The 24522-nt window shown below is 46.8% G+C and carries 25 protein-coding genes; 14 read left to right on the forward strand and 11 right to left on the reverse strand.

All coding sequences use genetic code 11. From position 1 onward, the window contains the following. Window positions 1-16 precede the first annotated feature (16 nt). The 4 genes from MHH91_RS15615 to MHH91_RS15630 all read right to left on the reverse strand — a co-directional run bounded on the left by MHH91_RS15615 (window position 17) and on the right by MHH91_RS15630 (window position 4341). Window positions 17-415 (reverse strand): hypothetical protein, encoded by a 399-nt coding sequence (locus MHH91_RS15615; protein ID WP_013353361.1) that lies wholly within the window; start codon window positions 413-415, stop codon window positions 17-19. Between the two features lie 21 nt (window positions 416-436). Then, complete coding sequence (locus MHH91_RS15620) at window positions 437-1789, reverse strand: glucose-6-phosphate isomerase (protein ID WP_014472188.1); 1353 nt, start codon at window positions 1787-1789, stop codon at window positions 437-439. A 129-nt stretch (window positions 1790-1918) separates the two neighbouring features. Continuing rightward, window positions 1919-3091: an iron-containing alcohol dehydrogenase gene (locus MHH91_RS15625; protein ID WP_013353363.1), complete on the reverse strand. Its 1173-nt coding sequence runs from the start codon at window positions 3089-3091 to the stop codon at window positions 1919-1921. An 86-nt stretch (window positions 3092-3177) separates the two neighbouring features. Further along, on the reverse strand, window positions 3178-4341 hold the full coding sequence (locus MHH91_RS15630) for an iron-containing alcohol dehydrogenase (protein ID WP_013353364.1): 1164 nt from the start codon (window positions 4339-4341) through the stop codon (window positions 3178-3180). 228 nt (window positions 4342-4569) lie between these two features. Here MHH91_RS15630 and MHH91_RS15635 point away from each other — a divergent pair, with 228 nt between their 5' ends. Further along, complete coding sequence (locus tag MHH91_RS15635; protein WP_013353365.1) at window positions 4570-4806, forward strand: DUF378 domain-containing protein; 237 nt, start codon at window positions 4570-4572, stop codon at window positions 4804-4806. A 48-nt stretch (window positions 4807-4854) separates the two neighbouring features. Here MHH91_RS15635 and yugI read toward each other — a convergent pair whose 3' ends face one another. From yugI to MHH91_RS15650, 3 genes are all read right to left on the reverse strand, one after another. Beyond that, window positions 4855-5247 (reverse strand): S1 domain-containing post-transcriptional regulator GSP13, encoded by a 393-nt coding sequence (gene yugI, locus MHH91_RS15640; RefSeq protein WP_013353366.1) that lies wholly within the window; start codon window positions 5245-5247, stop codon window positions 4855-4857. A 196-nt stretch (window positions 5248-5443) separates the two neighbouring features. Beyond that, a complete protein-coding gene (locus MHH91_RS15645) occupies window positions 5444-6613 on the reverse strand; it encodes an aminotransferase (RefSeq protein WP_013353367.1) in 1170 nt (389 codons plus the stop codon). After that, the gene (locus MHH91_RS15650; RefSeq protein WP_013353368.1) at window positions 6614-7114 is read right to left on the reverse strand and encodes an Lrp/AsnC family transcriptional regulator; all 501 of its coding nucleotides are present in this window, start codon (window positions 7112-7114) and stop codon (window positions 6614-6616) included. Between the two features lie 152 nt (window positions 7115-7266). Here MHH91_RS15650 and MHH91_RS15655 point away from each other — a divergent pair, with 152 nt between their 5' ends. Further along, window positions 7267-8088 carry an alpha/beta fold hydrolase gene (locus tag MHH91_RS15655; protein WP_014470892.1) on the forward strand — a complete coding sequence of 274 codons (822 nt, stop codon included), beginning with the start codon at window positions 7267-7269 and terminating at the stop codon, window positions 8086-8088. 25 nt (window positions 8089-8113) lie between these two features. Here MHH91_RS15655 and MHH91_RS15660 read toward each other — a convergent pair whose 3' ends face one another. Further along, the gene (locus MHH91_RS15660) at window positions 8114-8374 is read right to left on the reverse strand and encodes a DUF1871 family protein (protein ID WP_013353370.1); all 261 of its coding nucleotides are present in this window, start codon (window positions 8372-8374) and stop codon (window positions 8114-8116) included. An 85-nt stretch (window positions 8375-8459) separates the two neighbouring features. Here MHH91_RS15660 and MHH91_RS15665 point away from each other — a divergent pair, with 85 nt between their 5' ends. The 3 genes from MHH91_RS15665 (at window position 8460) to MHH91_RS15675 (ending at window position 11456) form a co-directional block, all read left to right on the forward strand. Further along, window positions 8460-9623, forward strand: coding sequence for a MalY/PatB family protein (locus MHH91_RS15665; protein WP_013353371.1), 1164 nt, complete (start codon window positions 8460-8462; stop codon window positions 9621-9623). A gap of 123 nt (window positions 9624-9746) precedes the next feature. Then, on the forward strand, window positions 9747-11024 hold the full coding sequence (locus MHH91_RS15670; protein ID WP_013353372.1) for a sensor histidine kinase: 1278 nt from the start codon (window positions 9747-9749) through the stop codon (window positions 11022-11024). A gap of 45 nt (window positions 11025-11069) precedes the next feature. After that, window positions 11070-11456 (forward strand): kinase-associated lipoprotein B, encoded by a 387-nt coding sequence (locus MHH91_RS15675; RefSeq protein WP_013353373.1) that lies wholly within the window; start codon window positions 11070-11072, stop codon window positions 11454-11456. A 24-nt stretch (window positions 11457-11480) separates the two neighbouring features. Here MHH91_RS15675 and kapD read toward each other — a convergent pair whose 3' ends face one another. After that, window positions 11481-12098, reverse strand: a complete 618-nt coding sequence (kapD, locus tag MHH91_RS15680; RefSeq protein WP_038463282.1) for a 3'-5' exonuclease KapD — start codon at window positions 12096-12098, stop codon at window positions 11481-11483. A 151-nt stretch (window positions 12099-12249) separates the two neighbouring features. Between kapD and MHH91_RS15685 the strand changes: the two genes are divergently transcribed. From MHH91_RS15685 to MHH91_RS15695, 3 genes are all read left to right on the forward strand, one after another. Beyond that, a complete protein-coding gene (locus MHH91_RS15685) occupies window positions 12250-13494 on the forward strand; it encodes an MFS transporter (protein ID WP_076983678.1) in 1245 nt (414 codons plus the stop codon). 90 nt (window positions 13495-13584) lie between these two features. Beyond that, entirely contained in the window at window positions 13585-15459 is a 1875-nt protein-coding gene (locus MHH91_RS15690; RefSeq protein ID WP_013353376.1) for a transglycosylase domain-containing protein, read from the forward strand. Window positions 15460-15480: 21 nt separating this feature from the next. Continuing rightward, the gene (locus tag MHH91_RS15695) at window positions 15481-15894 is read left to right on the forward strand and encodes a thiol-disulfide oxidoreductase DCC family protein (RefSeq protein ID WP_013353377.1); all 414 of its coding nucleotides are present in this window, start codon (window positions 15481-15483) and stop codon (window positions 15892-15894) included. A gap of 14 nt (window positions 15895-15908) precedes the next feature. On the opposite strand, the gene MHH91_RS15700 is transcribed toward MHH91_RS15695, so the two are convergent. Further along, window positions 15909-16466, reverse strand: coding sequence for a YufK family protein (locus MHH91_RS15700; RefSeq protein ID WP_013353378.1), 558 nt, complete (start codon window positions 16464-16466; stop codon window positions 15909-15911). Window positions 16467-16640: 174 nt separating this feature from the next. Between MHH91_RS15700 and malK the strand changes: the two genes are divergently transcribed. The 6 genes from malK to MHH91_RS15730 all read left to right on the forward strand — a co-directional run bounded on the left by malK (window position 16641) and on the right by MHH91_RS15730 (window position 24068). Then, window positions 16641-18242 carry a malate sensor histidine kinase MalK gene (gene malK / locus MHH91_RS15705; RefSeq protein WP_013353379.1) on the forward strand — a complete coding sequence of 534 codons (1602 nt, stop codon included), beginning with the start codon at window positions 16641-16643 and terminating at the stop codon, window positions 18240-18242. Beyond that, complete coding sequence (locus MHH91_RS15710; RefSeq protein WP_013353380.1) at window positions 18235-18942, forward strand: response regulator; 708 nt, start codon at window positions 18235-18237, stop codon at window positions 18940-18942. The genes malK and MHH91_RS15710 overlap by 8 nt, the downstream gene beginning before the upstream one ends. 379 nt (window positions 18943-19321) lie before the next feature. Next, complete coding sequence (locus tag MHH91_RS15715; RefSeq protein ID WP_013353381.1) at window positions 19322-20395, forward strand: BMP family lipoprotein; 1074 nt, start codon at window positions 19322-19324, stop codon at window positions 20393-20395. Between the two features lie 141 nt (window positions 20396-20536). Beyond that, window positions 20537-22069, forward strand: coding sequence for an ABC transporter ATP-binding protein (locus MHH91_RS15720; RefSeq protein WP_013353382.1), 1533 nt, complete (start codon window positions 20537-20539; stop codon window positions 22067-22069). Beyond that, window positions 22062-23108 carry an ABC transporter permease gene (locus MHH91_RS15725; RefSeq protein ID WP_013353383.1) on the forward strand — a complete coding sequence of 349 codons (1047 nt, stop codon included), beginning with the start codon at window positions 22062-22064 and terminating at the stop codon, window positions 23106-23108. The genes MHH91_RS15720 and MHH91_RS15725 overlap by 8 nt, the downstream gene beginning before the upstream one ends. Further along, window positions 23109-24068: an ABC transporter permease gene (locus MHH91_RS15730; protein WP_013353384.1), complete on the forward strand. Its 960-nt coding sequence runs from the start codon at window positions 23109-23111 to the stop codon at window positions 24066-24068. A gap of 45 nt (window positions 24069-24113) precedes the next feature. On the opposite strand, the gene MHH91_RS15735 is transcribed toward MHH91_RS15730, so the two are convergent. Beyond that, window positions 24114-24332 (reverse strand): hypothetical protein, encoded by a 219-nt coding sequence (locus MHH91_RS15735; protein ID WP_013353385.1) that lies wholly within the window; start codon window positions 24330-24332, stop codon window positions 24114-24116. Between the last annotated feature and the right edge of the window lie 190 nt (window positions 24333-24522).

Here is a 24522-nt window from a genome sequence, read left to right on the forward strand (position 1 = left end):
ATGCTCCTTTTAGTCTTTAGCGTCCCCGCTCTGCGGCATCTTCATACGGCTTCCGGGAAGAATCAGGAGCCGCAGACAGACGCTGAAAAGAGAAAACGGCGCATTCAATCAGAAAATACGTCACAATTGCGGACGCAGCGGCTTCAGGTGAAATAAAGAAAACGGCGGCATAGAGACAGCACTTCGTAATCAGCGAATGCATCCGGCCAATCTTCAGTTTCAGCCGGACCATATCCGTAAAAAACCCGAGTGGAAGAGCGAAAAACAGGATGGTTTGTAAGAGGACAGCGGAAGAAGGATTCAGCGCAGGATAGACAATAACGGCGGAACAGACGGAAATGACGGCATGCTTCCATAAGAGTCGTGCCAATTCATCATCACACCTTTCACGGTTTAAAAAAGGCTGACCCGTCATGCGGCGGGCCAGCCATTCTTTTTATTTTTCAAGGCGTTTTTCAAGCTCTGCTTTTTTCTCTTCAAATCCCGGTTTGCCGAGAAGCGCGAACATATTCACCTTATAGGCTTCAACACCCGGCTGATCAAACGGGTTGACTCCGAGCAGGTAACCGCTCATCGCCACCGCTTTTTCAAAGAAATAGACGAGATATCCAAATGTATATGCGTTAAGCTCCGGAATGTTGACAATTAAGTTAGGCACTTTTCCGTCTGTATGGGCAAGCATCGTGCCTTGGAACGCTTTTTTGTTGACGAAATCGACCGTTTTGCCGGCTAAATAATTTAAGCCGTCAAGATCATTTTCCGCTTCTTCAATAGTCAGCTCATGCTTCGGTTTTTCAACGTTTAATACAGTTTCAAACAGATCGCGTCTGCCTTCCTGCACGTATTGTCCGAGAGAGTGAAGGTCTGTTGAGAAGTTAGCGGAAGAAGGATAGATTCCTTTCTCGTCTTTTCCTTCACTTTCGCCGAAGAGCTGCTTCCACCATTCTGCAAAGTATTGCAGCGCAGGCTCGTAGTTGATGAGCATTTCAATGGTTCTTCCTTTATTATACAGAACATTGCGGACGACGGCGTATTGATAAGCCGCATTCTCTTCTAATTCCGAGCTGGAAAAGTCTTTGCTTGCATCCAGAGCGCCCTTCATCATTTCATCGATATCAGCCCCGCTTACCGCAATCGGCAGAAGGCCCACCGCAGTCAGAACGGAGAAACGTCCGCCGACATCATCAGGAATAACGAATGATTCAAAGCCTTCTTCATTAGAAAGCGTTTTTAAAGCGCCGCGCTCTTTATCTGTCGTCGCGTAAATCCGCGCTTTCGCTTCTTCTTTTCCGTATTTTTCTTCTAGAAGTTTGCGGAAAATCCGGAAAGCGATCGCAGGCTCCGTCGTCGTGCCGGATTTAGAAATTACATTGATAGAGAAATCAGCGTCTTCCAAAAGATCCATAACGTCTTTCATATAAGTTGAGCTGATATTGTTGCCGATAAAGATAACTTGAGGGTTTTTGCGTTTATCTTTCGGCAGGACATTATAGAAAGAATGATTGAGCGCTTCAATCGCCGCCCGGGCGCCTAAGTATGAACCGCCGATTCCGACGACGAGGAGCACGTCTGAATCTGATTTAATTTTTTCAGCGCTTTTTTTAATGCGCGCGAATTCTTCTTTATCGTAGTTTTCAGGGAGGTCCACCCAGCCTAAAAAGTCGCTTCCGGCGCCTGTTTTTTCATGGATATTATGGTGTGCCGTTTTTACGAAATCACGTGCGTATGTAAGTTCATGTTCATTGAAAAATGGTAACGCTCTTGAGTAATCAAAGCGTACATGCGTCATTTGCTTGTCCCTCCATAACGGTGAATTGTTTTCTCTTTCACTTTATATGAACTCCACCGCTAAATCAAGTCATGAAGAAGGCCGGGTGACTGCGGGATTTACGCAATCACTCCGGCCGGAAACCTGATCTTACAGAGACGCCTTCAGTATCGCAAGCACGTCATCTTTGTTCAGTTTTTGGAAATTGCCGAATCCGCCGTGTTCCATTTCTTTTGCGGCGATGTCTGCGATCAGTTCAAGCTTGTCTTCGCCGATGTCATAATCCGCAAGGCGGGACGGCGCGCCGAGGCTTGACCAGAACGCTGACAATTTATCGATACCTTCGAGCGCAATTTCTTTATCCGTTTTGCCTTCAGTATCAATGTCAAACATGTTGAGCATGAGGTTTTTAAAACGGTCTACATTTGTATCAAGCGTGTATCTCATCCAGTTCGGGAACAAAATCGCGAGTCCTCCCGCGTGAGGGATGTCATATACGGCTGATACGGCGTGCTCCATCGTGTGGGAAGCCCAATCGCCGAAATAGCCCATCTGCAGCGTGCCGTTTAATGCGATCGTACCCGCGTATAAAATCGTTTCGCGGTGCTTATAGTTCCCGAGGTCTTCCAAAAGCTTCGGCGCTGTTTCAATTACCGTCTGAAGTACCGCAAAGCACATTCTGTCCTGAAGCGGCGTGTTTTCAACATTGTGGAAATATTGTTCAAATACGTGGCTCATCATATCCACCATGCCGTATACGGTTTGGTTTTCAGGTACGCTGAATGTATTCTCAGGGTCTAAAATGGAGAAACGCGGATGAGTGACATTGCTGCCCCATACGAATTTTTCATTTGTTTCCCAATTTGTGATAACGGAATCCGGGTTCATTTCAGAGCCAGTCGCCGCAAGCGTCAGCACCGTGCCGAACGGAAGCGCGTCCTGCGCTGTTACTTTTTTGCTGTAAATGTCCCATGCGTCGCCGTCATACTTCGCTCCGGCCGCAATCGCTTTTGTACAGTCGATGACACTTCCGCCGCCGACTGCGAGAAGAAAATCAATCTCATGCTGTCTGCACAGCTCAATTCCTTTATTCACCGTTGCCAGACGCGGGTTTGGTTCAACGCCCGCAAGCTCATGAACAGATGCGCCTTCTTCTTTTAAGATGCCTGTTACTTGGTCATACAGGCCGTTTCTCTTAATGCTGCCGCCTCCGTATACAAGCAGTACATTTTTCCCGTATTGCTTCAGCTCTTTTTTCAATTGGTCGATTTGACCTTTTCCGAAAATCAGTTTCGTCGGATTGTAGTACGTAAAGTTCTCCATTCACAATAACCTCCAAAAAAATCGTAAGGGAATTACTATAACACAGAAAAAAAGGAGCTGCCAATTCGGCCGCCCCCTTTATTTGATTACAATGATGCTTTCAGTATCGCAAGCACATCTTCTTTTTGCAGTGATTTGAACTGTCCGAATGCGCCGTTTGCCATCGCTTTATCAGCAATCGTATCCAGCTTCTCGTCAGAAATGTCATAATCAGCGAGTCTGTTCGGAGCGCCGAGGCTCGTCCAGAACGCAGACAGCCTGCTGATCCCTTCAAGCGCGATCTCTTCATCTGATCTGCCTGTCTCGGCAATATCAAAGACACGGACGGCAAGCTGTTTAAAGCGGGCCGGATTTTCTTTGAGTACATGTCTCATCCAGTTCGGGAACAGAATCGCCAAACCTCCCGCGTGCGGTATATCGTAAACCGCAGACACCGCATGCTCGATGTTGTGTGTGGCCCAATCCCCTCTTGCGCCCATTGACAGCATTCCGTTCAATGCGATTGTGCCTGTATATAAAATCGTCTCACGAAGCTCGTAGTTCTCCAGATCATTGATCAGCTTCGGCGCTGTTTCAATCACCGTGCGCAGAAGCGATTCACACATCCGGTCCTGATACGGCGTGTTTGACGTGTGGTGGAAATATTGTTCAAATACGTGGCTCATCATATCGACCATGCCATAAATGGTGTGGTCTTTTGGAACGGTAAATGTGTTTACCGGATCAAGAATAGAGAATTTAGGATAAACGAGCGGGCTTCCCCATCCGTATTTCTCTTGTGTCTCCCAGTTTGTGATGACTGATCCGGAGTTCATCTCTGATCCGGTCGCCGCAAGCGTCAGCACTGTTCCGAACGGCAGCGCTTCTTTCGGCTGGTGTTTTTTCGTGACGATATCCCATGCGTCACCATCATATTTAGCACCCGCCGCGATGGCTTTCGTGCAGTCAATGACACTTCCGCCGCCGACGGCCAATAAGAAATCGATGTTGTTTTCTTTACAGAGCGCAACACCTTTGTTTACCGTTGAGACACGCGGATTCGGCTCTACGCCTGCCAATTCATGTACGGTAACTCCTGCTTTTTTCAGCAGCTCGGTTACTTGATCGTAAAGACCGTTGCGCTTAATGCTGCCGCCTCCGTATACGAGCAGCACGTTTTTTCCGTACGGCTTGATTTCTTCAGGAAGTTTTTCAACCTCTCCCTTTCCGAAAATCAATTTCGTCGGATTCCAATATGTAAAGTTTTGCATGACATCTCCTCCTTTGGATTTATATTATGCAGAAAGATGACGTTCAATGTAAAGCAATCCGCTTTTTTGACGGCACATCATACGGTTTACAGACGTCGTAACCTCGGGAATGGCACAGATATAGCTTGAAACAGTGTGATTTTCACGGCGGAGAATGTAGTATGCATAGATTCTTTGCTTTGTCACAATCTATAACTGTTTCACGAATTCATAGAGGAGGTTGTTTACATGAGTGTTATTCAGCGTATCTGTCTCGTTTTAACGATTATCGGCGCTATTAACTGGGGACTGATCGGATTTTTCCAATTTGATTTAGTAGCAGCCATCTTCGGCGGCCAAGGATCAGCTCTGTCGCGGATTATTTACGGCCTTGTCGGCATCGCCGGTCTGATCAATCTCGGCCTGCTGTTTAAGCCGAACGAAGAAACATCCCGCGAGGAAGCAACAAATCCGGAAGTCAGATAAACATAAAAAAAGCACCGAACATACATATCCGGTGCTTTTTTTTGATGCTTATTTTTTGATAAGGTCTTTGCGGTTGGACTGTTCAATCCACTCTTCAAGCTTATCTTTCAGTGTGTTGAAACCTTGCGGAGCAGAAGCTTCTTCAGAAACTTGAGCCGCTTTTGGTTTTCTTGGTTTGCTTTCTTTTCTTTCAGGCGCAGCTTGAGTCGCACGGATAGAAAGGCTGATTTTACCTTTTTCTTCGTCAACTGCAAGTACTTTTACTTGTACTTCGTCACCGATTGAAAGATGTTCATTGATGTCTTTTACGAAACCGTGAGTGACTTCAGAAATGTGCACAAGTCCTTGAGTTTCTTCATCTAATGCAACAAACGCACCATACGCTTGTAATCCTGTTACTTTACCAGTGTAAACACTGCCCACTTCAAATTTTGCTGCCATTCATAACAACTCCTAAGTTAAATTAAATACAGTTTATACGCAATTTAAAATTATATCATACAAGTTTGTTTTTCGCAAAGAGAACTTTTTTTATGAGGATGTTTAAGCACGGAAAAAGGAGGGTATACTATGTTTACGAAGGCTTTCTAGTATTCCCCCCCTTTTATTTGGATGCGAACTGGGTTCGTATCTTTTTTTATGCCCTTTTTTCAACAAACCGTTTGATTCTGACGAGCGCTTCCTGAATCTGCTCAATGGATGTTGCATAGGAGCATCTGATGTACCCTTCGCCGCTCGGGCCGAACACATTCCCCGGAACGACGGCTACTTTTTCTTCAAGAAGCAGCTGTTCTGCGAATTCTTCTGAACTCATGCCGGTCGACTGAATGGAAGGAAAGGCGTAAAATGCTCCGCCGGGGTGGTGGCAGCCGAGTCCGATTTCGTTCAGCGTTTCCACAATGAGATTTCGGCGTCTCCGGTAGCTTTTTTTCATTCTTTCCACGTCTTCCTGACCGTTTTTCAGCCCTTCAAGCGCCGCGTACTGCGCCATAGAAGGCGCGCACATCATCGCGTGCTGATGAATTTTGAGCATGGCGTCCCTGATCACGGGAGGCGCAGCCGTAAACCCGAGTCTCCATCCCGTCATGGCAAATGCTTTGGAGAACCCTGAAATAAGAATCGTCCGCTCCTTCATGCCGCGGATGGCCCCCATACTCGTGAATGGCTCGTCATACGTCAATTCGGCATAAATTTCATCGGCGAGCACAATGATGTCGTGTTTTTCAGCGAAAGCAGCGATTGATTCAAGCTCTTCTTTTGAATAGACGGAACCTGTCGGATTTGACGGCGAACAAAGAAGCAGCGCTTTTGTTTTGTCCGTCAGAGCCGCTTCAAAATCGGCTGCTGATGCTTTGAACCCTTTTTCAGCGGTAGTCTGAATCGGCACCGGCTTCGCTCCCGTCAGTGTCACGAGTGATTCATAGGCGACAAAACACGGTTCGGGAATTAACATTTCCTCTCCCGGATTCATAATGGCGCGGACAGCGAGATCAAGCGCCTGGCTTGCCCCTACCGTAACAATCAGTTCACTGTCAGGCGAATAATTCAGGCCGAACCGCTGATCTAAATAGCGGCTGATTTCTTCTCTCAGTTCATAAAGACCCGCATTTGCCGTATAAGCCGTATAGCCCTGTTCTAAAGAAAGAATACTCGCTTCCCTCACGTTCCAGGCCGTCACAAAGTCAGGTTCCCCCACTCCCAGTGAAATGACGCCTTCCATCGTAGCGGCCAGATCAAAGAATTTGCGGATGCCTGACGGTTTAATCTGCTGCACATAGTCAGATAAATAAGAAGTCTTCGTTTCCATTTACGGAGACACCACGATTCTTTTGTCATCGTCTCCGCTTTCAAAGACTTTGCCGTCATGCTTATATTTTTTCAGAATAAAGTGCGTTGTCGTGGAAACGACGGAATCAAGGGTGGACAGTTTTTCAGACACGAAGCTCGCAACGTCTGACATCGTGTTGCCGCGAATAACGACAGATAGGTCATACACCCCTGACATCAGGTATACTGATTCAACTTCCTGGAATCTGTATATCCGTTCAGCGACTTCATCAAAGCCAACATTTCGTTTCGGAGTGACTTTTACGTCAATCATCGCCGTGACGCCTTCCAAACCGTCGACTTTGCGCCAATCAATCATAGCTGCATAATCAATGATGACTTTTTCCTTTTCAAGCTTTTCAATGATGCTTTTGACTTCATCGGCGGGAATGTTCGCCATTTTTGCAATCGTTTCCGCGTCAACGCGGCTGTTTTCGTCTAAAATTTCTAATATTTCTGTTTCTTTTTCGGTCAGCTTCATATGTTTCACACCTTTGCATTATCAAAAATCTTCATGACATTATATCACGATTTTCGACAAATGCTAAGAAAAACCCGAAAGAAACCGGAGCTAAAATCTGACAATCAAAAAAGCCTTTACATCACAACAAAGAAAGGATGGCGAAGCCTTTTATGGAAGCTGTTTCACCGATTAAACGGGCCGCGATACACGGAGTTGAGCTGTATTACGAGCATTATGAAAATCCCGGCAGAGACACACTCGTCTGCGTACACGGTTTTTTATCTTCGGCATTCAGCTTCAGAAAACTGATACCGCTGCTCAGAAACCATTATGATATTATCGCCGTTGACCTGCCTCCTTTCGGACAATCGGAAAAATCACGGACGTTCGTATATACTTATGCAAACCTCGCCAAGCTTCTGATCGGACTTCTTGAAAAGCTCAATATCAGCCGGGCCGCGCTCGTCGGCCATTCGATGGGCGGCCAGATTTCCTTATCCGCGTCTCTTCTTAAACCAGAGCTTTTTTCTAAAATCGTCCTGCTGTGCAGCTCGGGGTATTTAAAACGCTCGCATCCGTCGATTATATTCGGAACGCATATCCCTTGTTTTGACTTGTATCTTAAGTATTGGCTTTCAAAAGACGGCGTGCTGAAAAACCTGCTAAATGTCGTACATGACCGGACGCTTATCGACCAGGAAATGATTGACGGTTATGAAAAACCATTTACAGACCGGCAGATTTTCAAAGCAATGACAAGGTTCATCAGGCACAGGGAGGGCGATTTGGACTCTGAAGATTTGAAGAGAGTACAAAACCCCGCTCTTTTAATATGGGGGGAAGAAGACCGGGTCGTGCCGGTCTCAGTCGGAGAACGGCTTCACCGCGACCTCCCGGATTCCATTTTGTATTCGCTTAAAGATACGGGGCATCTCGTCCCCGAAGAGCGTCCGGAGTTTGTTTCGGAGCGGATTTTTGAATTTATCCAATAACAAAAACCGGCGATATCGCCGGTTTTTAAGGGGTGCAGGAGCTGCTTTCTTTTATGAACAGCAGCTGCTCGGCCACCTTTTGGCAGCCTTCGATCGGAAGTTTTTGTTCAAATGAAGCTTCAAAGATATCCTGAATGGCTTCTGCCAGCTTGTCGGCACGATCTTCACGATAGACGGCCTGAACGATATCGACGGCTTCTGTCTCATAAAATTCTTCTCCATATTTAAACGGGTCCCACTTGGCAATGATTTTCATCATTCCCATGACCGCTTGGCTTTCTTCCATTTTCATCACCGCTTATAATAAAGTTTGCAAATCTATTTTACCATAGATACACTGTGAAAATAATGATACTACAGGAGTGACATACATGAACTTTGACCTTCGAGAAAACCGGCTTGGCACACAATCGGTGAAATGGGACACGGCAGAAGCGTTATTCGGCGTATCGGACGCACTTCCGATGTGGGTGGCCGATATGGATTTCCGAGCTCCCGAAGCGGTCACTGAAGCCTTAAAAGCCCGCCTTGACCACGGGATATTCGGTTATACGTCTCCTGACGAAAATACAAGAGAAGCCGTCGCTTCATGGCTTCATACTCGGCACGGCTACCGGCCCGATCCCGCAAGCATCGTGTTCAGCTCCGGGGTTGTCACGGCGATCAGCATGGCCGTACAGGCCTTTACCGAACCGGGAGATCCGGTTTTGATCCAGTCACCCGTGTATACGCCTTTTTATCAGATGATCGAGGAAAACAAACGGCGGGTTTTACATAACCCATTACGGGAAGAAAACGGAATCTACTGCATGGATTTTGAGGATATTGAGAAAAAGCTGAGCGATTCTGAGGTTAAGCTGATGATTCTTTGCAATCCGCACAATCCGTCCGGGAGAGCGTGGAGCCGGGATGAGCTTTTGAAGCTCGGATCGCTGTGCGCCGCCCATAACGTCACCGTCGTTTCTGACGAAATACATTCCGACTTGATGCTGTACGGAAAGCCGCATACGCCATTTGCTTCTCTGTCTGAGGATTTTGCGCGGATTTCCGTTACTTGTGTCGCGCCGAGCAAGACGTTTAATATCGCCGGCATTCAGGCATCCGCCATTATCATTCCCGATCGGTATAAGCGGGTGAAATTCTCCGCCGCATTGCATCAGAACGGAATTTCCAACCTCAACACATTTGCGGTTGCAGCAATCGAAGCCGCCTATACAAAGGGGGGCCCTTGGCTCGATGCGCTGATCCCTTACATTGAGGGAAATATGAAATTGGCTGAAGACTTTTTAAGAAAAGAATTGCCGAAAGTCCGCATGATGAAGCCTGACGCCTCCTATTTGATCTGGATGGATTTCAGCGAATACGGGTTTTCGGACGCAGAGCTCAGAGAAAGAATGCTCAAAAAAGGGAAAATCATTTTAGAACCGGGAACGAAATACGGACCCGGCGGCGAAGGATTTATGAGACTCAATGTCGGCTGTTCGGCCGCCGCCGTAAAAGAAGGGCTTGAGAGAATCAAAGCAGCGCTCGCTTAGCAGCCGAAAGAACGCCTTTATCCGAAGAGATAAGGGCGTTCTCTTTAGAGAAAAAATATACTTTTTTTGCCGGTAAAGATGTTATAATAGATTCATATTTACATAGGAAAGGATTTCGCATAAATGGAGATTGTAAAGGATTACCTGCTTCACTTCTCTTTTATACTATTCCCTATTTTTCTTTATCAAGTCTTCTGGCTCAGCAAGCCTGATTTGCTTGTGCCGAGAGCGAACCGCCTGCTGGTCGCCGTATTTGCAGCGTCATCTTCATTATTATGTACGGCATTTCCCATCCAGGAACTTCATACCGTCCGTTACGGATTGCAGCTGATTCCCATTATCGTCTGCCTGCTTTATTCCGGAACTGCCGCAGGACTTGCCGCAGGGGCAGTATCCGTTTTTTCTCAGCTCATATGGTTTGAACCTTCCGCTCTTTTTTTCTTATCCTTAATTCCTTTTTTAATCATCATTCCTATCCGGCTCCAATCGAAATGGCCTTTTTTTTCAAAGCGGAAGAAACTGCTTTTCGCTCTTCTCATCGGCTGCACTGAAGCCGTCCTATTAACCGCAGCTGTCTTCATCTATTCCGTAACCAATATTTTCAATTTTCAAAATCTATCTTCTATTTATTACGAGGCGGCAATATCCGTATTTTTTCAGGTCAGCGCCCTGGTGCTGTGCATTTATTTGATTGAGATCATTGATGAGAATGCGTCCATGCGGGCAAGGCTGATACACTCAGAAAAAATGGCTGTCGTCAGTGAGCTTGCAGCGAGCGTCGCCCATGAAGTCCGCAATCCGCTTACAGTCGTCAGAGGTTTTGTGCAGCTGCTGTTCAGCGGCGAACAGCTTCAGGACAAATCACACTCCGGGTATCAGAAGCTTGTGCTGTCCGAACTCGACCGGGCTCAGACGATCATAACGAATTATCTGGATATGGCGAAGCAGGATGATTATGAAAAGGAAAGGTTTGATATTTCTCTGCTCGTGAAGGAAACGAGTTCCTTAATGGAGTCATACGCCAATTTTAAATCGGTGACGGTTCGAAGCGAGCCGGATTTATATGTGTACGGGGACATAAAAAAACTGAAACAGGCCTTCATTAATCTGATTAAAAACAGTATTGAAGCTGTGCCTTCTGAAAACGGCCGAATCGAGGTCTCCGTTCAAAAACAGGAACAGATGATTCTCATTCAGATTACGGATAACGGAATCGGCATGTCCGACGACGAACTTCAGAAACTCGGCAAGCCGTATTATACACTGAAGACTAACGGCACCGGGCTCGGACTTACTGTGACATTCTCGATTATTCAGCATCATGAAGGCTCCGTCTATTTCACCAGCGGCGAGCACTCGGGCACAACGGCCTCCGTCAGGCTTCCGGCAGCTGTTCACTAGCCAATCGCGCTGATCTTTTATAGAATAAGCAGAGAGGTGAACGCTATGGATTCATTTGAAATCGGCACAATCGTAAAAGGGTTTTATAAAACAGGAGCATACATAGGGGAAGTGACAGACGTCAGGCCTAAGCACTATTTAGTAAAAATTAAAGCCGTTCTGACGCATCCCGCTCAAGGAGATCTTCATCATCCGAAGCAGGCGGATGTTCCGTTTTTTCATGAAAGAAGAGCGCTTGCATACGGGGAACAGACAAACATACCGCACCAGATGGTCAAACCGTTTGAAGGTGAAGTGCCTGATTATACGGCTTCCTTACAGGCTGCGGCTGCCCGGCTGAAAGATCAGCTCACAGCGGACGGCTCAGAATGGGCGAAACGATCGCTCGCCAGCTTGGCCGTGTTAGAGCGTGACTATTTTAAAGAACTTTGACCCAGTCGGCATGATTGGGTTTTTTTATGTGGCCCGGCGAAACAGTTCAGTCAGATCGACGCGATCGCCGATCGTCGGAGGTTTCGGTTTTTCAAGATATTGTTTATCGCGCTCGACAAGCTTGAATAACTTGTGAGTCGTCATCGCATCATCCAGCGCTTTATGATGCGTACCCGTCCCTTTATCGCCGTACTCTTCAGCCGCTTTCCACAGGCCCGTCAATGTTCTGTCACCGAAGAAGTTTTTGTATTCAAGGGACAGATCCCGGAGTTCTCCTTTAAATGGAAAAGGGATGTGGTTAAACATGCAATTTTGCTTTAACACTTTCATGTCCATATTGCCCCAGGTGACGATCGTGCAGTTTTTATCAGGATCAAGCTCATTTAATTTGCGGATGAATTCATTAAACGTGATTCCGCCGTCCACGTCTTCTTGAGTGATGTTCAGAAAGGTTTTGCACCGTTTCGTCAGCTTCGGAAATTTTTTCGGTTTGATATAACTTGAAAACGTTTCAGCCACTTCGTCATCCACCGTTTTGACAATCCCCGCTTCAATAATCTCGGGAAAGAAATTTTGCGGGCTGTATTTTCCGTCAGGCATCGTAAATTCGAAATCAATAATGAGCAGACTGCGCTGATCCACTTTTTTTACACCTGCCTTTCCTCCGATCAAAAATGATATTTTATGATAGTATATCAGTTTCCCCTCTGAAACTTTCTTCATTTTCTAAAAATAATGAATTTTCCTATATCCGCATCAAAAATACAAATACCGAATTCATTCCTATATACTTATTATTAGACACACGAAAAGTAAAGAAGGTGATGTTATTTCTGTCCGTAAGAAGAACTTCGTCGTCATTTGGATTACAAATTTCTTTGTTTCCGCCAGCATGACCATGATTGTTCCGTTTCTTTCGCTGTATATCGAATCGATCAGCCCCCACTCCGGCGGGTATGTGCAGAGATGGAGCGGGTATGTGTTCGGCGTCACGTTTTTAATGGCGTTTGTGATTTCTCCGTTTTGGGGAAGATTCGGCGATAAGCAAGGCTACAAAAAAATTCTTTTGATTACAGGAACCGGCATTGCCGCAAGCATTTTATTAATGGGGTTTGTGACATCGGTTTATCAGCTGTTTGTCCTGCGGCTGCTAATGGGCCTCGTGACAGGCTTTGTTCCGACATCGCTTGCCATGATTTCGGCGCAGACGCCGAAAGAAACTGCCGGGAAAACACTCGGCACCTTGCAGATGGGTCAGGTGTCAGGCACTTTATTCGGACCGATGCTGGGCGGGCTGCTCGCTGACAGCTTCGGGTTTACGTACACGTTTTTTATTACGTCCTTTGTCATTTTCGCATCCGTGCTGCTCGTTTTATTTCAGGTCAACGAGCAGCCGCTCGGCGAGAAACAAAGCAAGCGGAAAACCTATTCCAGAAAACAGGTGCTCTCCTATATTTTTCACCAGCCCGCGCTTTGGGCGATGATGGTGCTTACCATGATCGTGCAAACCGGCAATTTCAGCATTCAGCCGCTGCTTGCTTTATATGTCAATGAGCTGCACGGGCCTGTTAATTTAGCTTTTTTCTCCGGAATGGCGTTTTCAGCTACCGGACTCGGAAGCTTATTGCTTGCCCGGAAATGGGGAGACTTCGGCGACCGCTTCGGCCACAGCCGGATCTTAATCGTGCTTTTGATCGCATCAGCGGTGTTTTTTATTCCGCAGGCGCTCGCCTCCTCTCTCTCCATCCTTTTAGTCTTCAGATTTCTGTTCGGCATGGTCATGGGCGGCACGCTGCCCTGCATTACGGCAGCGATCCGCGTCAGGGCGCCGGGCAGCATTCAGGGTGAGGTGCTCGGCTATAACGTCAGCTTTCGGTTTCTCGGAAATGTGCTCGGCCCTCTGCTCGGAGGCGCGGTATCGAGCGGTTTTTCCATTTCGGCTGCTTTCTACGTCACCGCCTTTCTCTTTTTGGCAGGCGCGGGACTTTTATGGATGGCCGGACATCTGCAAAAGGATACAGCGTCAAATGCGGGCTGACCGATCAGCAATCACGATTTCTTCTAAATTTAACCTTCTCGTATTCTTAAAAGAATGATACGATATGGCTAGAAATCAGGAGAAAAGAGAGTGACCATGGTACGTAAAATAATCGGATGGATTTTGCTGCTTGGCATTATCCCGTTGTTTGCATTTACAGTTATTGCTTCCGGCAAAGAGGTAAAACAAATCAAGCCTTTTGATCAGGTGCTCGATAACCATATTGATTTAAAAGCAATCAATCTGGTTCAAAACAGTTACATGTATGACAGGGACGGAAGCCTTGTTTCTGAAATTGTCAGCGATCATGAGAACCGCGTAATCGTGCCCTTCAATAAAATACCGAATGAGGTAAAACAGCTGTTTTTGACCTCTGAGGACCGTCATTTTTATGAGCATAAAGGGTTTGATTTTATGGGGATGGTCAGGGCAGCCGCCTCCAATTTCAAAGATCATAAAATTGACCAGGGCGCCAGCACCATCACCCAGCAGCTGGCAAGGAACGTGTATTTAAGCCATGAACGCACCTTCAGCCGAAAACTGACGGAGCTGGCCTATTCCTATCAGCTTGAGAAAAAATACAGCAAAGATGAGATTTTAGAAGGCTACTTAAATACGATTTATTTTAATAACGGGGTATACGGTGTCGGTTCGGCGGCACAATTTTATTTCAGCAAGCCGCTGAAATCTCTCACCCTGGGAGAAATGGCTTTCATCTGCGCCATCCCTAATAACCCTACATTATATGATCCTCTCAAGCATTTTGACTATACGAAAAAACGACAAGTCAGATTGCTTAACGGATTAAAAAAAGCAGGCGTCATATCCGGAAAACAGCTTAAAAAAGCCGAAAAGGAACATATCAAACTTGATATAAACGAAAAAACAAACAAATATCCTGACTATGTTTCCTATGTAAATGATGAATTCACACAGCTTGTTTCATCATCTGAAGGCTATGACAAACGTCTTGAAAAAGCTTCCGGAAAGGCGAAACAAAAAATTCAGAGCGAGCTTTCCGAAAGAGTCAGCACGCTGTTGAAAGACGGTGTGAAGATTTATACGGCGCTGAATCCGTATATGCAAAATCAGGTCGTCGCCCAAGTGAATCAAAATCTGCCGTATGCAGGCGTTCAGGGCGGAGCGGCCGTGATTAATCATCAGACGCATCAGATTATCGCACTTTCTGGCGGGAAAGATTATCATAAATATGATTTCAACCGTGCCTATCAAGCTTACAGACAGCCCGGTTCTTCCATTAAGCCGCTGCTTGATTACGGGCCTTACATTGAAAAGACCGGCGCCACGCCAAACAGCAAGATTGACGCAAGCAAATTCTGCAGTGCGGATTACTGCCCGCAAAACTACAATAACCGCACGTACGGCACGGTAACGCTGGAAACGGCGTTTAAATACTCGTACAACACACCGGCCATCAGAATTATGGACCGCGTGGGCGTCAATAAGGCGTTCAGCTACCTTGAACCGTTTCATTTCGCGAAGCTGGTCAGCGCGGATTACCGTCTGCCTGCGGCGCTGGGCGGTTTTACAAACGGGATGACGCCTCTTGAAATGACCAATGCGTACACCACGTTCGGCAACAACGGCGTTTATACGCCGAGTCACGCGATTACTAAAGTGACTGATTTAAAAGGAAAAACGATATTAAAATGGAAAGACCAGCCGACGCAGGTTTTCAGCGTACGGACCAACATGCAGATCAAAGAAATGATGAAAGCCGTCGTTAAAAGCGGAACAGGAAAAAAAGCGAACTTTAAAGCTCCATACGTCGGCGGAAAATCAGGTACGTCAAATGACTATCACGACATGTGGTTTGTCGGCCTGACGGATGCATATACAATGGGGGTATGGGTCGGCAAGGATACACCGTCAAGCGTCGAATATCTTCATGACGCAAGCCCTCAGCTTTCGATCTGGAAAAACACGCTGCAAGCAGCCTATTAAAGATAACGGAGGGGATCCACCTTGAAACCAGCTCAGCTTCCGGACCGCGTACTATTGTTTGACGGCGTCTGCAACTTATGCAACGGCGCCGTTCAATTCATCATTAAACGCGATCCGGCCGGCCTGATCTCATTTGCTTCATTGCAATCAGATACCGCCCGTGAGCTTTTGGCATCAGAAGGACTTCCGACAGAACAATTTGACAGCATGATTTTTATCGAAAACGGGCGGATATACAGAAAATCCCAAGCGGTATTGAAAGTTGCCCGTCATCTCCGCGGAGCCTGGCGGCTGTCTTCGGTTTTTTTCGCAGTGCCCCGCCCCCTCAGGGACAGAGCCTATTCTTTCATCGCCCGGCGACGTTACAAATGGTTCGGAAAAAGGGAAGCATGCATGCTCCCCTCCCCTGAGATCAAAAACAGATTTCTGTCTTAACAAAAATGGCTAGCTTACACAGGTAAGCTAGCCATTATGCTATTATAAAGCTTGATAAAAATGTACAAAATACCGATAACAAAAGTAAACCAAAACAGAATCTCAAACAATATAAAACCGATCAGGGAAACGATCGAGAGCGTTGAATAGATTCTGTACACCATGAAGATCAAATATACGAGCGTGACGACGGCAAATAACGCCGCAATCCAGAAACCATTCTGCACAAGCGCAAAGGAAAGAATTCCTCCGCCTACATAAATTAAAGAGCCTAATCTGATTTTTTTCAGGTTGTCCCCTTCAGGGTCATTTGTGAAAAACAAAAGAGACAGCTCTGTTACTGTGTTTGCAATCAGCTTTAAAGCCGAAAAAAGCATAAAATACACAAGGGCGAACGCTGCAAAAAGCGCCAGTCTGATCCCTTTCTCGGAGAAATAATCCAGCATCCCCTGATACATGCCGAGCGACTGAAGCATCTTCATGGCATAAAGCGAGGTAGAAATGGATAATGACGAACTAAAAAGCAGAATCGCAACGAGCGGAAAATAACCCGTCCAATAAGTATTTTTCATATAATAAGTCCCTTTCTGTAATCTACCTCACTTATTATGGAGGACTTAAAACACATTGACAAGATAAAAAATTCCATTTTTCCTCACTTTTACGAAATATGAGCCCGATCTTCACAAACCGGCTTTTTCGGAGTAAAGTAGAACGCGGGAATGATAAACGTAAGGAAGGCTGTTATGAAAAAAACATTAAAATTGCAAACCCGATTAACGATATTCGTCTGTATTGTCGTTCTGATCGCACTTTGTATCACTTTTTTCACCATCAGCGTCCAGACCGCAGACCGCGTGAAAGAAGAAGAACGGACAACCGCGCTGCGCACCGCAAAACTGGTCGCAGAAACACCGGGTGTCGCACAGGCATTGCAAACAAGAAAAGGGCTGAAAGAGCTCCGGGATTATACATTGGACGTCCAGCATACGACAGGAACCGAATTTGTCGTGGTTATGGATATGAACAGCATCCGCCTCACCCACCCCGACGCAAATAAAATCGGGAAGAAATTCACCGGCGGAGACGAGCAGCCGGCGATGCACGGCCATATCAAAACGAGCACATCAGCGGGAACGCTCGGGAAATCCATGAGAGCCTTCGTTCCGATCTATGGAAAAGATAAAAAACAAGTGGGCGTCGTTTCAGTCGGGATTTCGCTGAACAAAATACAGGATGTCGTAAGCCACAGTTTGAGACCGCTTTATTTCATTATCTGCGTAAGTATTTTTGTCGGCGTCATAGGAGCTGTGATTGTCGCCCGCACCGTCAAAAACATCATGTACGGTCTTGAGCCTTATGAAATCGCCACCCTGCTGGAAGAGCGGAGCGCCATGCTCGAATCCACGAAGGAGGGCATCCTGGCGGTTGACGCGCGGGGAAAAATTAAGCTTGCCAATGCGGAAGCGAAACGCCTTTTTATTAAAATGGGTATTCCGACTAATCCGGTCGATCAAGATGTGAACGATATTCTTCCGAAAAGCCGGCTGAAGCAGGTGATTGAAACGAAAAAACCGCTTCAGGACAGAGATATCCGCATTAACGGCCTAGAGCTGGTCTTTAATGAGGTTCCGATTCATCTGAAGGGGCAAACCGTCGGAGCAATCGCCACTTTCAGGGACAAAACGGAGGTCAAACATTTAGCAGAACAGCTGTCCGGTGTTAAAATGTATGCAAACGCGTTAAGAGCACAGTCCCATGAATTCATGAATAAGCTCCATGTCATTTTAGGACTTGTACAGTTAAAAGAATACGATGACCTCGGCACTTATATTAAAGATATCGCTATTCAGCAAAAGACGGAAACAAGCGAAATTATAAGCGATGTCAAAAGCCCGGTTCTCGCAGGGTTTCTTTTAGGAAAACAAAGCTACATACGCGAACAGGGCGCTGATCTGGACATTCAGCTTGGCAGCCTGATTCCGAATGCGGCGGATCCTGCCGTCATCCATGAGCTCATTACGATTATCGGAAATCTGTTAAACAACGCGCTTGACGCGGTGGCGCAGATGCCGAAAAAAAACATTACGTGTTCGATGCGGTTTCAGGATCGCCAGCTTAATATAGAAATTACGGACACCGGGGCCGGAATGTCTGCCGAAGACCAAACCCGCATTTTTGAACAGGGGTATTCCACGAAAGGAACAAACCGGGGATTCGGCCTCTATTTTACCCAGCAGGCAACAGAAAATTTAAAAGGCCACATGATTGTGACAAGTGAAAAGAATGAAGGAACGACTTTCAGTCTTCGCATTCCGTATGAACCGAAGGAGGAAAATGATGATTAATGTACTCATAGTTGAAGACGACCCCATGGTGGGTGAATTAAATAAACGCTATCTCAGCCAGATTGAAGGCTTTCAGCTGAAAGGGATCGCTTCATCCTTTCAAAGCGCGCTGCACGTGTTAAGCGAGCATCATATCGATCTCATCCTTCTTGACATTTACATGCCGGGAAAAAACGGGCTTGAGCTTTTAACGGAAATCCGCAAACAAAATGAATCGGTCGATGTCATCGTCATTTCAGCCGCAAGCGAGCTGGATGTCATCAAAAAAACGCTTCGGTACGGCGCCGTCGATTATTTAATCAAACCATTTGAGTTTGACCGTTTTCAAACCGCCCTTTCCGACTACAGACGCAAGCAGAAGGTTTATCAATCACACAGAAGCATGACACAGAAAGAATTGGATGCGGAGCTTTTTCAAAAGAAAGAAGCGGCTGAAAAAGTTCACCTTCCGAAGGGCCTGACAAAAAGCACGCTTAAACTCATCTGGGCAAGCATCGAATCTTTCGGAGACAGCTCTTTTACCACTGAAGATCTCGCCAAGCATACTGAAATCTCACAAGTTTCCATCCGGAAATACCTTAAATTTTTGGAGGATACTCAAGTGCTGAACGTAGAGATGGCGTACGGCACGATCGGCAGACCGGTCTTTCAATACCATATCAACACCGGCAATGTCAGCAGCATAAAACAATATTTATAATGTCAAAAAGCGCCGTTCCGCCGTGAACGGTGCTTTTTTACTGTCATCCCCCGTGACAAAATGCTATATAAGAATAATGACCCGGCGGAACCTCCTATAATTTATCCAGATGAGGAAATGGGTTCGTAAAATTGATATTTTTTAAAAATAAGCAAATTTCTATTTATTTATGGCGGGTAAAATGATAAATTATGATTGGTTAGCTGATCTTTTCAGGTAAGCCATAAGTCCCGAACCCGGAAGAGACAGCCGCTTAGGCGGGAAAAAGAGAGATCGTCTCATCATTATTATCAGAAAGTTTTTTCGATTCTGTATCCGGGACGGTGAATCGAGTGTGAAAGGAACAGCATCAGCCATATTTTACAGGGGGGTTATATCTTTGAAAAAACGCAAAATCGGAATGGCGATGGCGCTCATCGCGGCTGCCGGAACCATATTAAGCGCATGCGGTTCAAGTGACAAAGCAAACGGCTCCGGAAGCAAAAACTTTACCGTCGGCATGGTCACAGATATCGGCGGCGTCGATGACAAATCATTCAACCAGTCCGCCTGGGAAGGCATCCAGGCATTCGGAAAAGACAAAGGGCTTACAAAAGGCAAAAGCGGTTTTGACTATCTTCAATCAAAATCAGATGCGGATTATACAACGAACTTAAATAAATTAGCGCGGGAACACTTTGACCTGATATACGGAGTCGGGTATTTGATGCAGGATTCCATCAGCGAAATCGCCGATCAGCGCAAAGACACGAATTTTGCGATTATTGACGCCGTTGTCAAAAAAGACAACGTGGCGAGCCTTACATTTAAAGAGCAGGAAGGTTCATTCCTCGTGGGAGCAGCCGCTGCGTTATCGAGCAAAACGGGAAAAGTCGGATTCGTGGGCGGAATGGAGTCTGAATTGATCAAAAAATTTGAAATCGGCTTCCGCGCCGGTGTACAAGCCGCAAATCCGAAAGCGGTCGTCGAAGTGAAATATGCGGGCGGATTTGACAAAGCCGATGTCGGCAAGGCGACGGCTGAAAGCATGTACAAATCGGGCGTTGACGTCATTTATCACGCGGCCGGCGCAACGGGAACGGGCGTCTTCACTGAAGCCAAAAATCTTAAAAAAGAAGATCCGAAGCGGAACGTATGGGTCATCGGTGTTGATAAAGACCAGTACGCCGAAGGTCAAGTCGAAGGCACAAAAGACAATGTCACACTTACATCAATGGTCAAAAAAGTGGATACAGCCGTGAAGGACTTAACGAAAAAAGCAAGTGACGGAAAATTCCCTGGCGGCAAAACATTAACATACGGTTTGGCGCAAGATGCAGTCGGCATCTCGGATCACAAGGAAAACCTTTCTGACGATGTCATCAAAGCAACAGACGATTGGAAGAAGAAAATCGCGGACGGACTCGAGATCCCTTCAACTGAAAAAGAATTGAAATCCTTCAAGGCTGAGTAAGAATCAGGGGATAAGGAGACTTTCGTGCTTATCCCCTCTCTTTTTTGAAAAGAGCGGTGAAGGAAAAGCTGCATCTTTTGCAGCTTTTCTTTTGCCAAGCTCTTTTTCATCAAAGCATCTCTAAAAAGGAGCGTCAAATCGGTGGATTATATCATTGAAATGCTTAATATACGCAAGGAATTTCCGGGAATCGTCGCCAATGATGACGTCACGCTTCAAGTAAAAAAAGGCGAAATACACGCCCTGCTCGGTGAAAACGGCGCGGGAAAATCGACACTCATGAACGTTTTATTCGGCCTGTATCAGCCGGAAAAAGGCGAGATCCGGGTGCGGGGTGAACGCGTTCACATCAACAGCCCGAACAAAGCCAATGATCTCGGCATCGGAATGGTGCACCAGCATTTTATGCTTGTGGATACCTTTACCGTCTCAGAAAATATTATTCTCGGAAAAGAACCGAAAACATTGGGCCGGATTGACAGAAAGCGCGCCGCCCGGGACGTGCGCGATATTTCCGGCCGTTACGGCCTGCAGATTGATCCCGAAGCCAAAGTTGCCGATATTTCTGTCGGCATGCAGCAGCGGGCGGAAATATTAAAGACCCTCTACAGAGGTGCCGACATTCTCATTTTTGATGAACCGACCGCGGTGCTGACCCCGCACGAAATTCAAGAACTGATTCAGATTATGAAAAACCTGGTCAATGAAGGAAAATCAATTATCCTCATCACCCACAAATTAAAAGAAATTATGGAAGTCTGCGACCGTGTCACCATCATCCGGAAAGGAAAAGGCATTACAACACTCGATGTCGCACAGACGGATCAAGATGAACTGGCAAGCCTTATGGTCGGGCGCGAAGTTTCATTCAAAACGGATAAACAACCGGCTGATCCGAAACAAGAAGTGCTTTCGCTTTCTGATGTAACGGTTAAAGACGCGCGCGGAGTTGAGGCAGTCAAACAGCTCTCCCTCTCTGTCAGAGCCGGTGAAATCGTCGGCATTGCGGGCGTTGACGGAAACGGCCAGTCTGAATTAATTGAGGCGATTACAGGTCTCAGAAAAACACATGCCGGCACGATCACATTAAACGGCAGACAGTTGCAAAACATGCCGCCGCGGAAAATGACTGAAGCCGGAATCGGGCATATACCGCAGGACAGGCATAAACACGGGCTCGTCCTTGATTTTCCGATCGGAGAAAATATCGTGCTGCAAAGTTATTATCAAAAGCCCTACTCTTCTTTCGGCATATTAAATAAACACGCGATTTATGACAAAGCGCGAAGCCTGATTGAAGAATACGACGTCAGAACGCCTGATGAATATACGCCTGCGCGCGCGCTGTCGGGAGGAAATCAGCAAAAGGCCATTATCGGGCGGGAAGTGGACAGAAATCCGGATCTTTTAATTGCGGCCCAGCCGACGCGGGGACTCGATGTCGGCGCGATTGAATTCGTCCATAAAAAGCTCATTGAGCAGCGTGACGCCGGTAAAGCGGTGCTGCTATTGTCTTTTGAGCTTGATGAAATCATGAATCTCAGCGATCGCATCGCCGTCATCTTTGAAGGCAGCATCATCGCAAACGTCAATCCGCTTGAAACAAGCGAGCAGGAGCTCGGACTTTTAATGGCGGGAAGTAAGCAAATGGAGGCAGGGAAAATACATGATTAATCGACTTTCTCATCTGGCTGTGCCGCTGATTGCGATCATCCTTGGTTTGGCTGCGGGCGCAGTCATCATGCTCGCAAGCGGCTACAATGTCGCAAGCGGGTATTCGGCTCTTTGGAACGGCATTTTCGGCGAGGTGTATTACATCGGGGAAACGATCCGGCAGATTACGCCTTATATTTTGTCCGGATTGGCTGTGGCGTTCGCATTTCGGACCGGCCTGTTCAATATCGGTGTTGAAGGACAGCTCCTTGTCGGCTGGACCGCCGCGGTTTGGGTCGGTACTTCCTTTGACGCCCCCGCTTACATCCACCTTCCGCTTGCGTTATTGGCGGCTGCTGCCGCGGGAGGCATTTGGGGGCTGATTCCCGGATTTTTAAAAGCCCGTTTTTTTGTCCATGAAGTGATTGTCACGATCATGATGAATTATATCGCTCTTCATTTAACCAATTATCTCATTTCCGATGTCATGACCGATCACCGGGACAAAACAGGCAAAATTCATGAAAGCGCGTCGCTCCGCTCGCCGTTTTTAGAGCAGCTGACAGATTACTCCCGCCTTCACTGGGGCATTCTGATCGCTCTCTTCATGGCAGTCTTCATGTGGTTTATTATTCATAAAACAAAAAGCGGATTCGAATTCCGGGCTGTGGGATTTAACCAGCACGCCGCACAATACGCCGGAATGAGCGTCAGAAAAAATATGATGTACGCCATGATGATTTCCGGTGCATTCGCGGGGCTGGCCGGTGCGATGGAAGGACTCGGAACCTTTCAATATGCGGCGGTTAAAGGCGCGTTTACCGGAGTCGGATTCGACGGCATCGCGGTTGCGCTTCTCGGCGGCAGCACGGCAATCGGCGTGGTTCTTGCGGCATGTCTTCTCGGCGGCCTTAAAGTCGGCGCCTTAAATATGCCGATTGAATCCGGCGTGCCTTCTGAAGTCGTTGACATCGTCATCGCCATTATTATTTTATTTGTGGCATCAAGCTACGCCATCCGGCTCATCCTTGATAAATTGAAGAATAAGGGGGCGAAGTAAGTGGACTTCCTGCAGATTTTATCCATTATTGTCCCGGCAACACTCGTATATGCGGCTCCGCTTATTTTAACCGCTCTCGGCGGCGTGTTTTCCGAAAGATCAGGGGTTGTCAATATCGGTCTGGAAGGACTGATGATTATCGGCGCCTTTACAAGCGTCATGTTCAACTTATTTTTCGGACGCGAGCTCGGTGCCGCTGCTCCGTGGCTTGCCTTGGCTGCCGCCATGATTGCGGGCGGGCTGTTCTCGCTGATTCACGCGGCTGCCGCGGTTTCTTTCCGTGCCGACCAGACGGTAACCGGTGTGGCGATCAATATGCTCGCATTAGGAGCGACACTGTTTATCGTCAAGCTGATTTACGGAAAAGCTCAGACTGATAAAATTCCCGTGCCCTTTTACAAAGCGAACATCCCCGGGTTAAGCGATATTCCGGTTTTAGGAAAGATTTTCTTTTCTGACGTATATTATACGTCGATTTTAGCTATCGTACTGGCCTTTGTTTCCTGGTTTATTTTATTCAAAACGCCGTTCGGCCTCCGTATCCGTTCTGTCGGCGAACACCCGATGGCGGCCGATACGATGGGAATCAATGTGTTTGGCATGCGCTATATCGGCGTCATGATCAGCGGGCTGTTCGGCGGGCTCGGCGGCGGTGTATATGCTTCCACGATCGCGCTTGATTTCACGCACTCTACCATTTCCGGGCAAGGCTTTATCGCTCTTGCCGCTCTTGTTTTCGGCAAATGGCATCCGATCGGCGCGCTCGGAGCGGCGCTGTTCTTCGGATTTGCGCAAAGTTTAAGCATTATCGGCTCGCTTTTGCCCCTGTTCAAAGACATTCCGAATGTATACATGCTGATGGCCCCTTACATCCTGACCATTCTCGCGCTTGCCGGCTTCATCGGCCGCGCTGATGCGCCTAAAGCCAACGGCATCCCTTACATTAAAGGAAAACGCTGATCATCACACAAAAAAGAGTTCCGCGCCCTGGTGCCGGAACTCTTTTCATTTATAGACGATTCTTATATACTCACGCGGCTGAAACGGTGTTTGTATTGATTCAGCCGCACTCAGCTTGCCGTGTGCGTATTCCGCACCGAGAAAAAAACTCTCCCATTCATCTGCCTCCGTCTGCTGCCGTCCTTTGCAAAAACCGTCCGCTATGAATGTTCCTGCGATAATAGAGCAAAATATTCCAATACAGGCCGCCGCCTTTCTCTTCATCTGACCAGCTCCTTTTTTAAAGCTTGATCTGAAAGATAAAAGTATATACAAAGATCAGGAAATTTGATAAATTTATTTTGGGTTCAAAAGACCACAAAAATACAGAGAGGAATACATTATGCCGTAGCAGGGTAAAAAAAAGTGCGATATAATTTGTACTGGGTCCTATGACCGTGAATTGATTGGTTCA

The organism is Bacillus sp. FSL K6-2819, assembly GCF_038008305.1.
GTDB classification, from domain to species: domain Bacteria; phylum Bacillota; class Bacilli; order Bacillales; family Bacillaceae; genus Bacillus; species Bacillus amyloliquefaciens.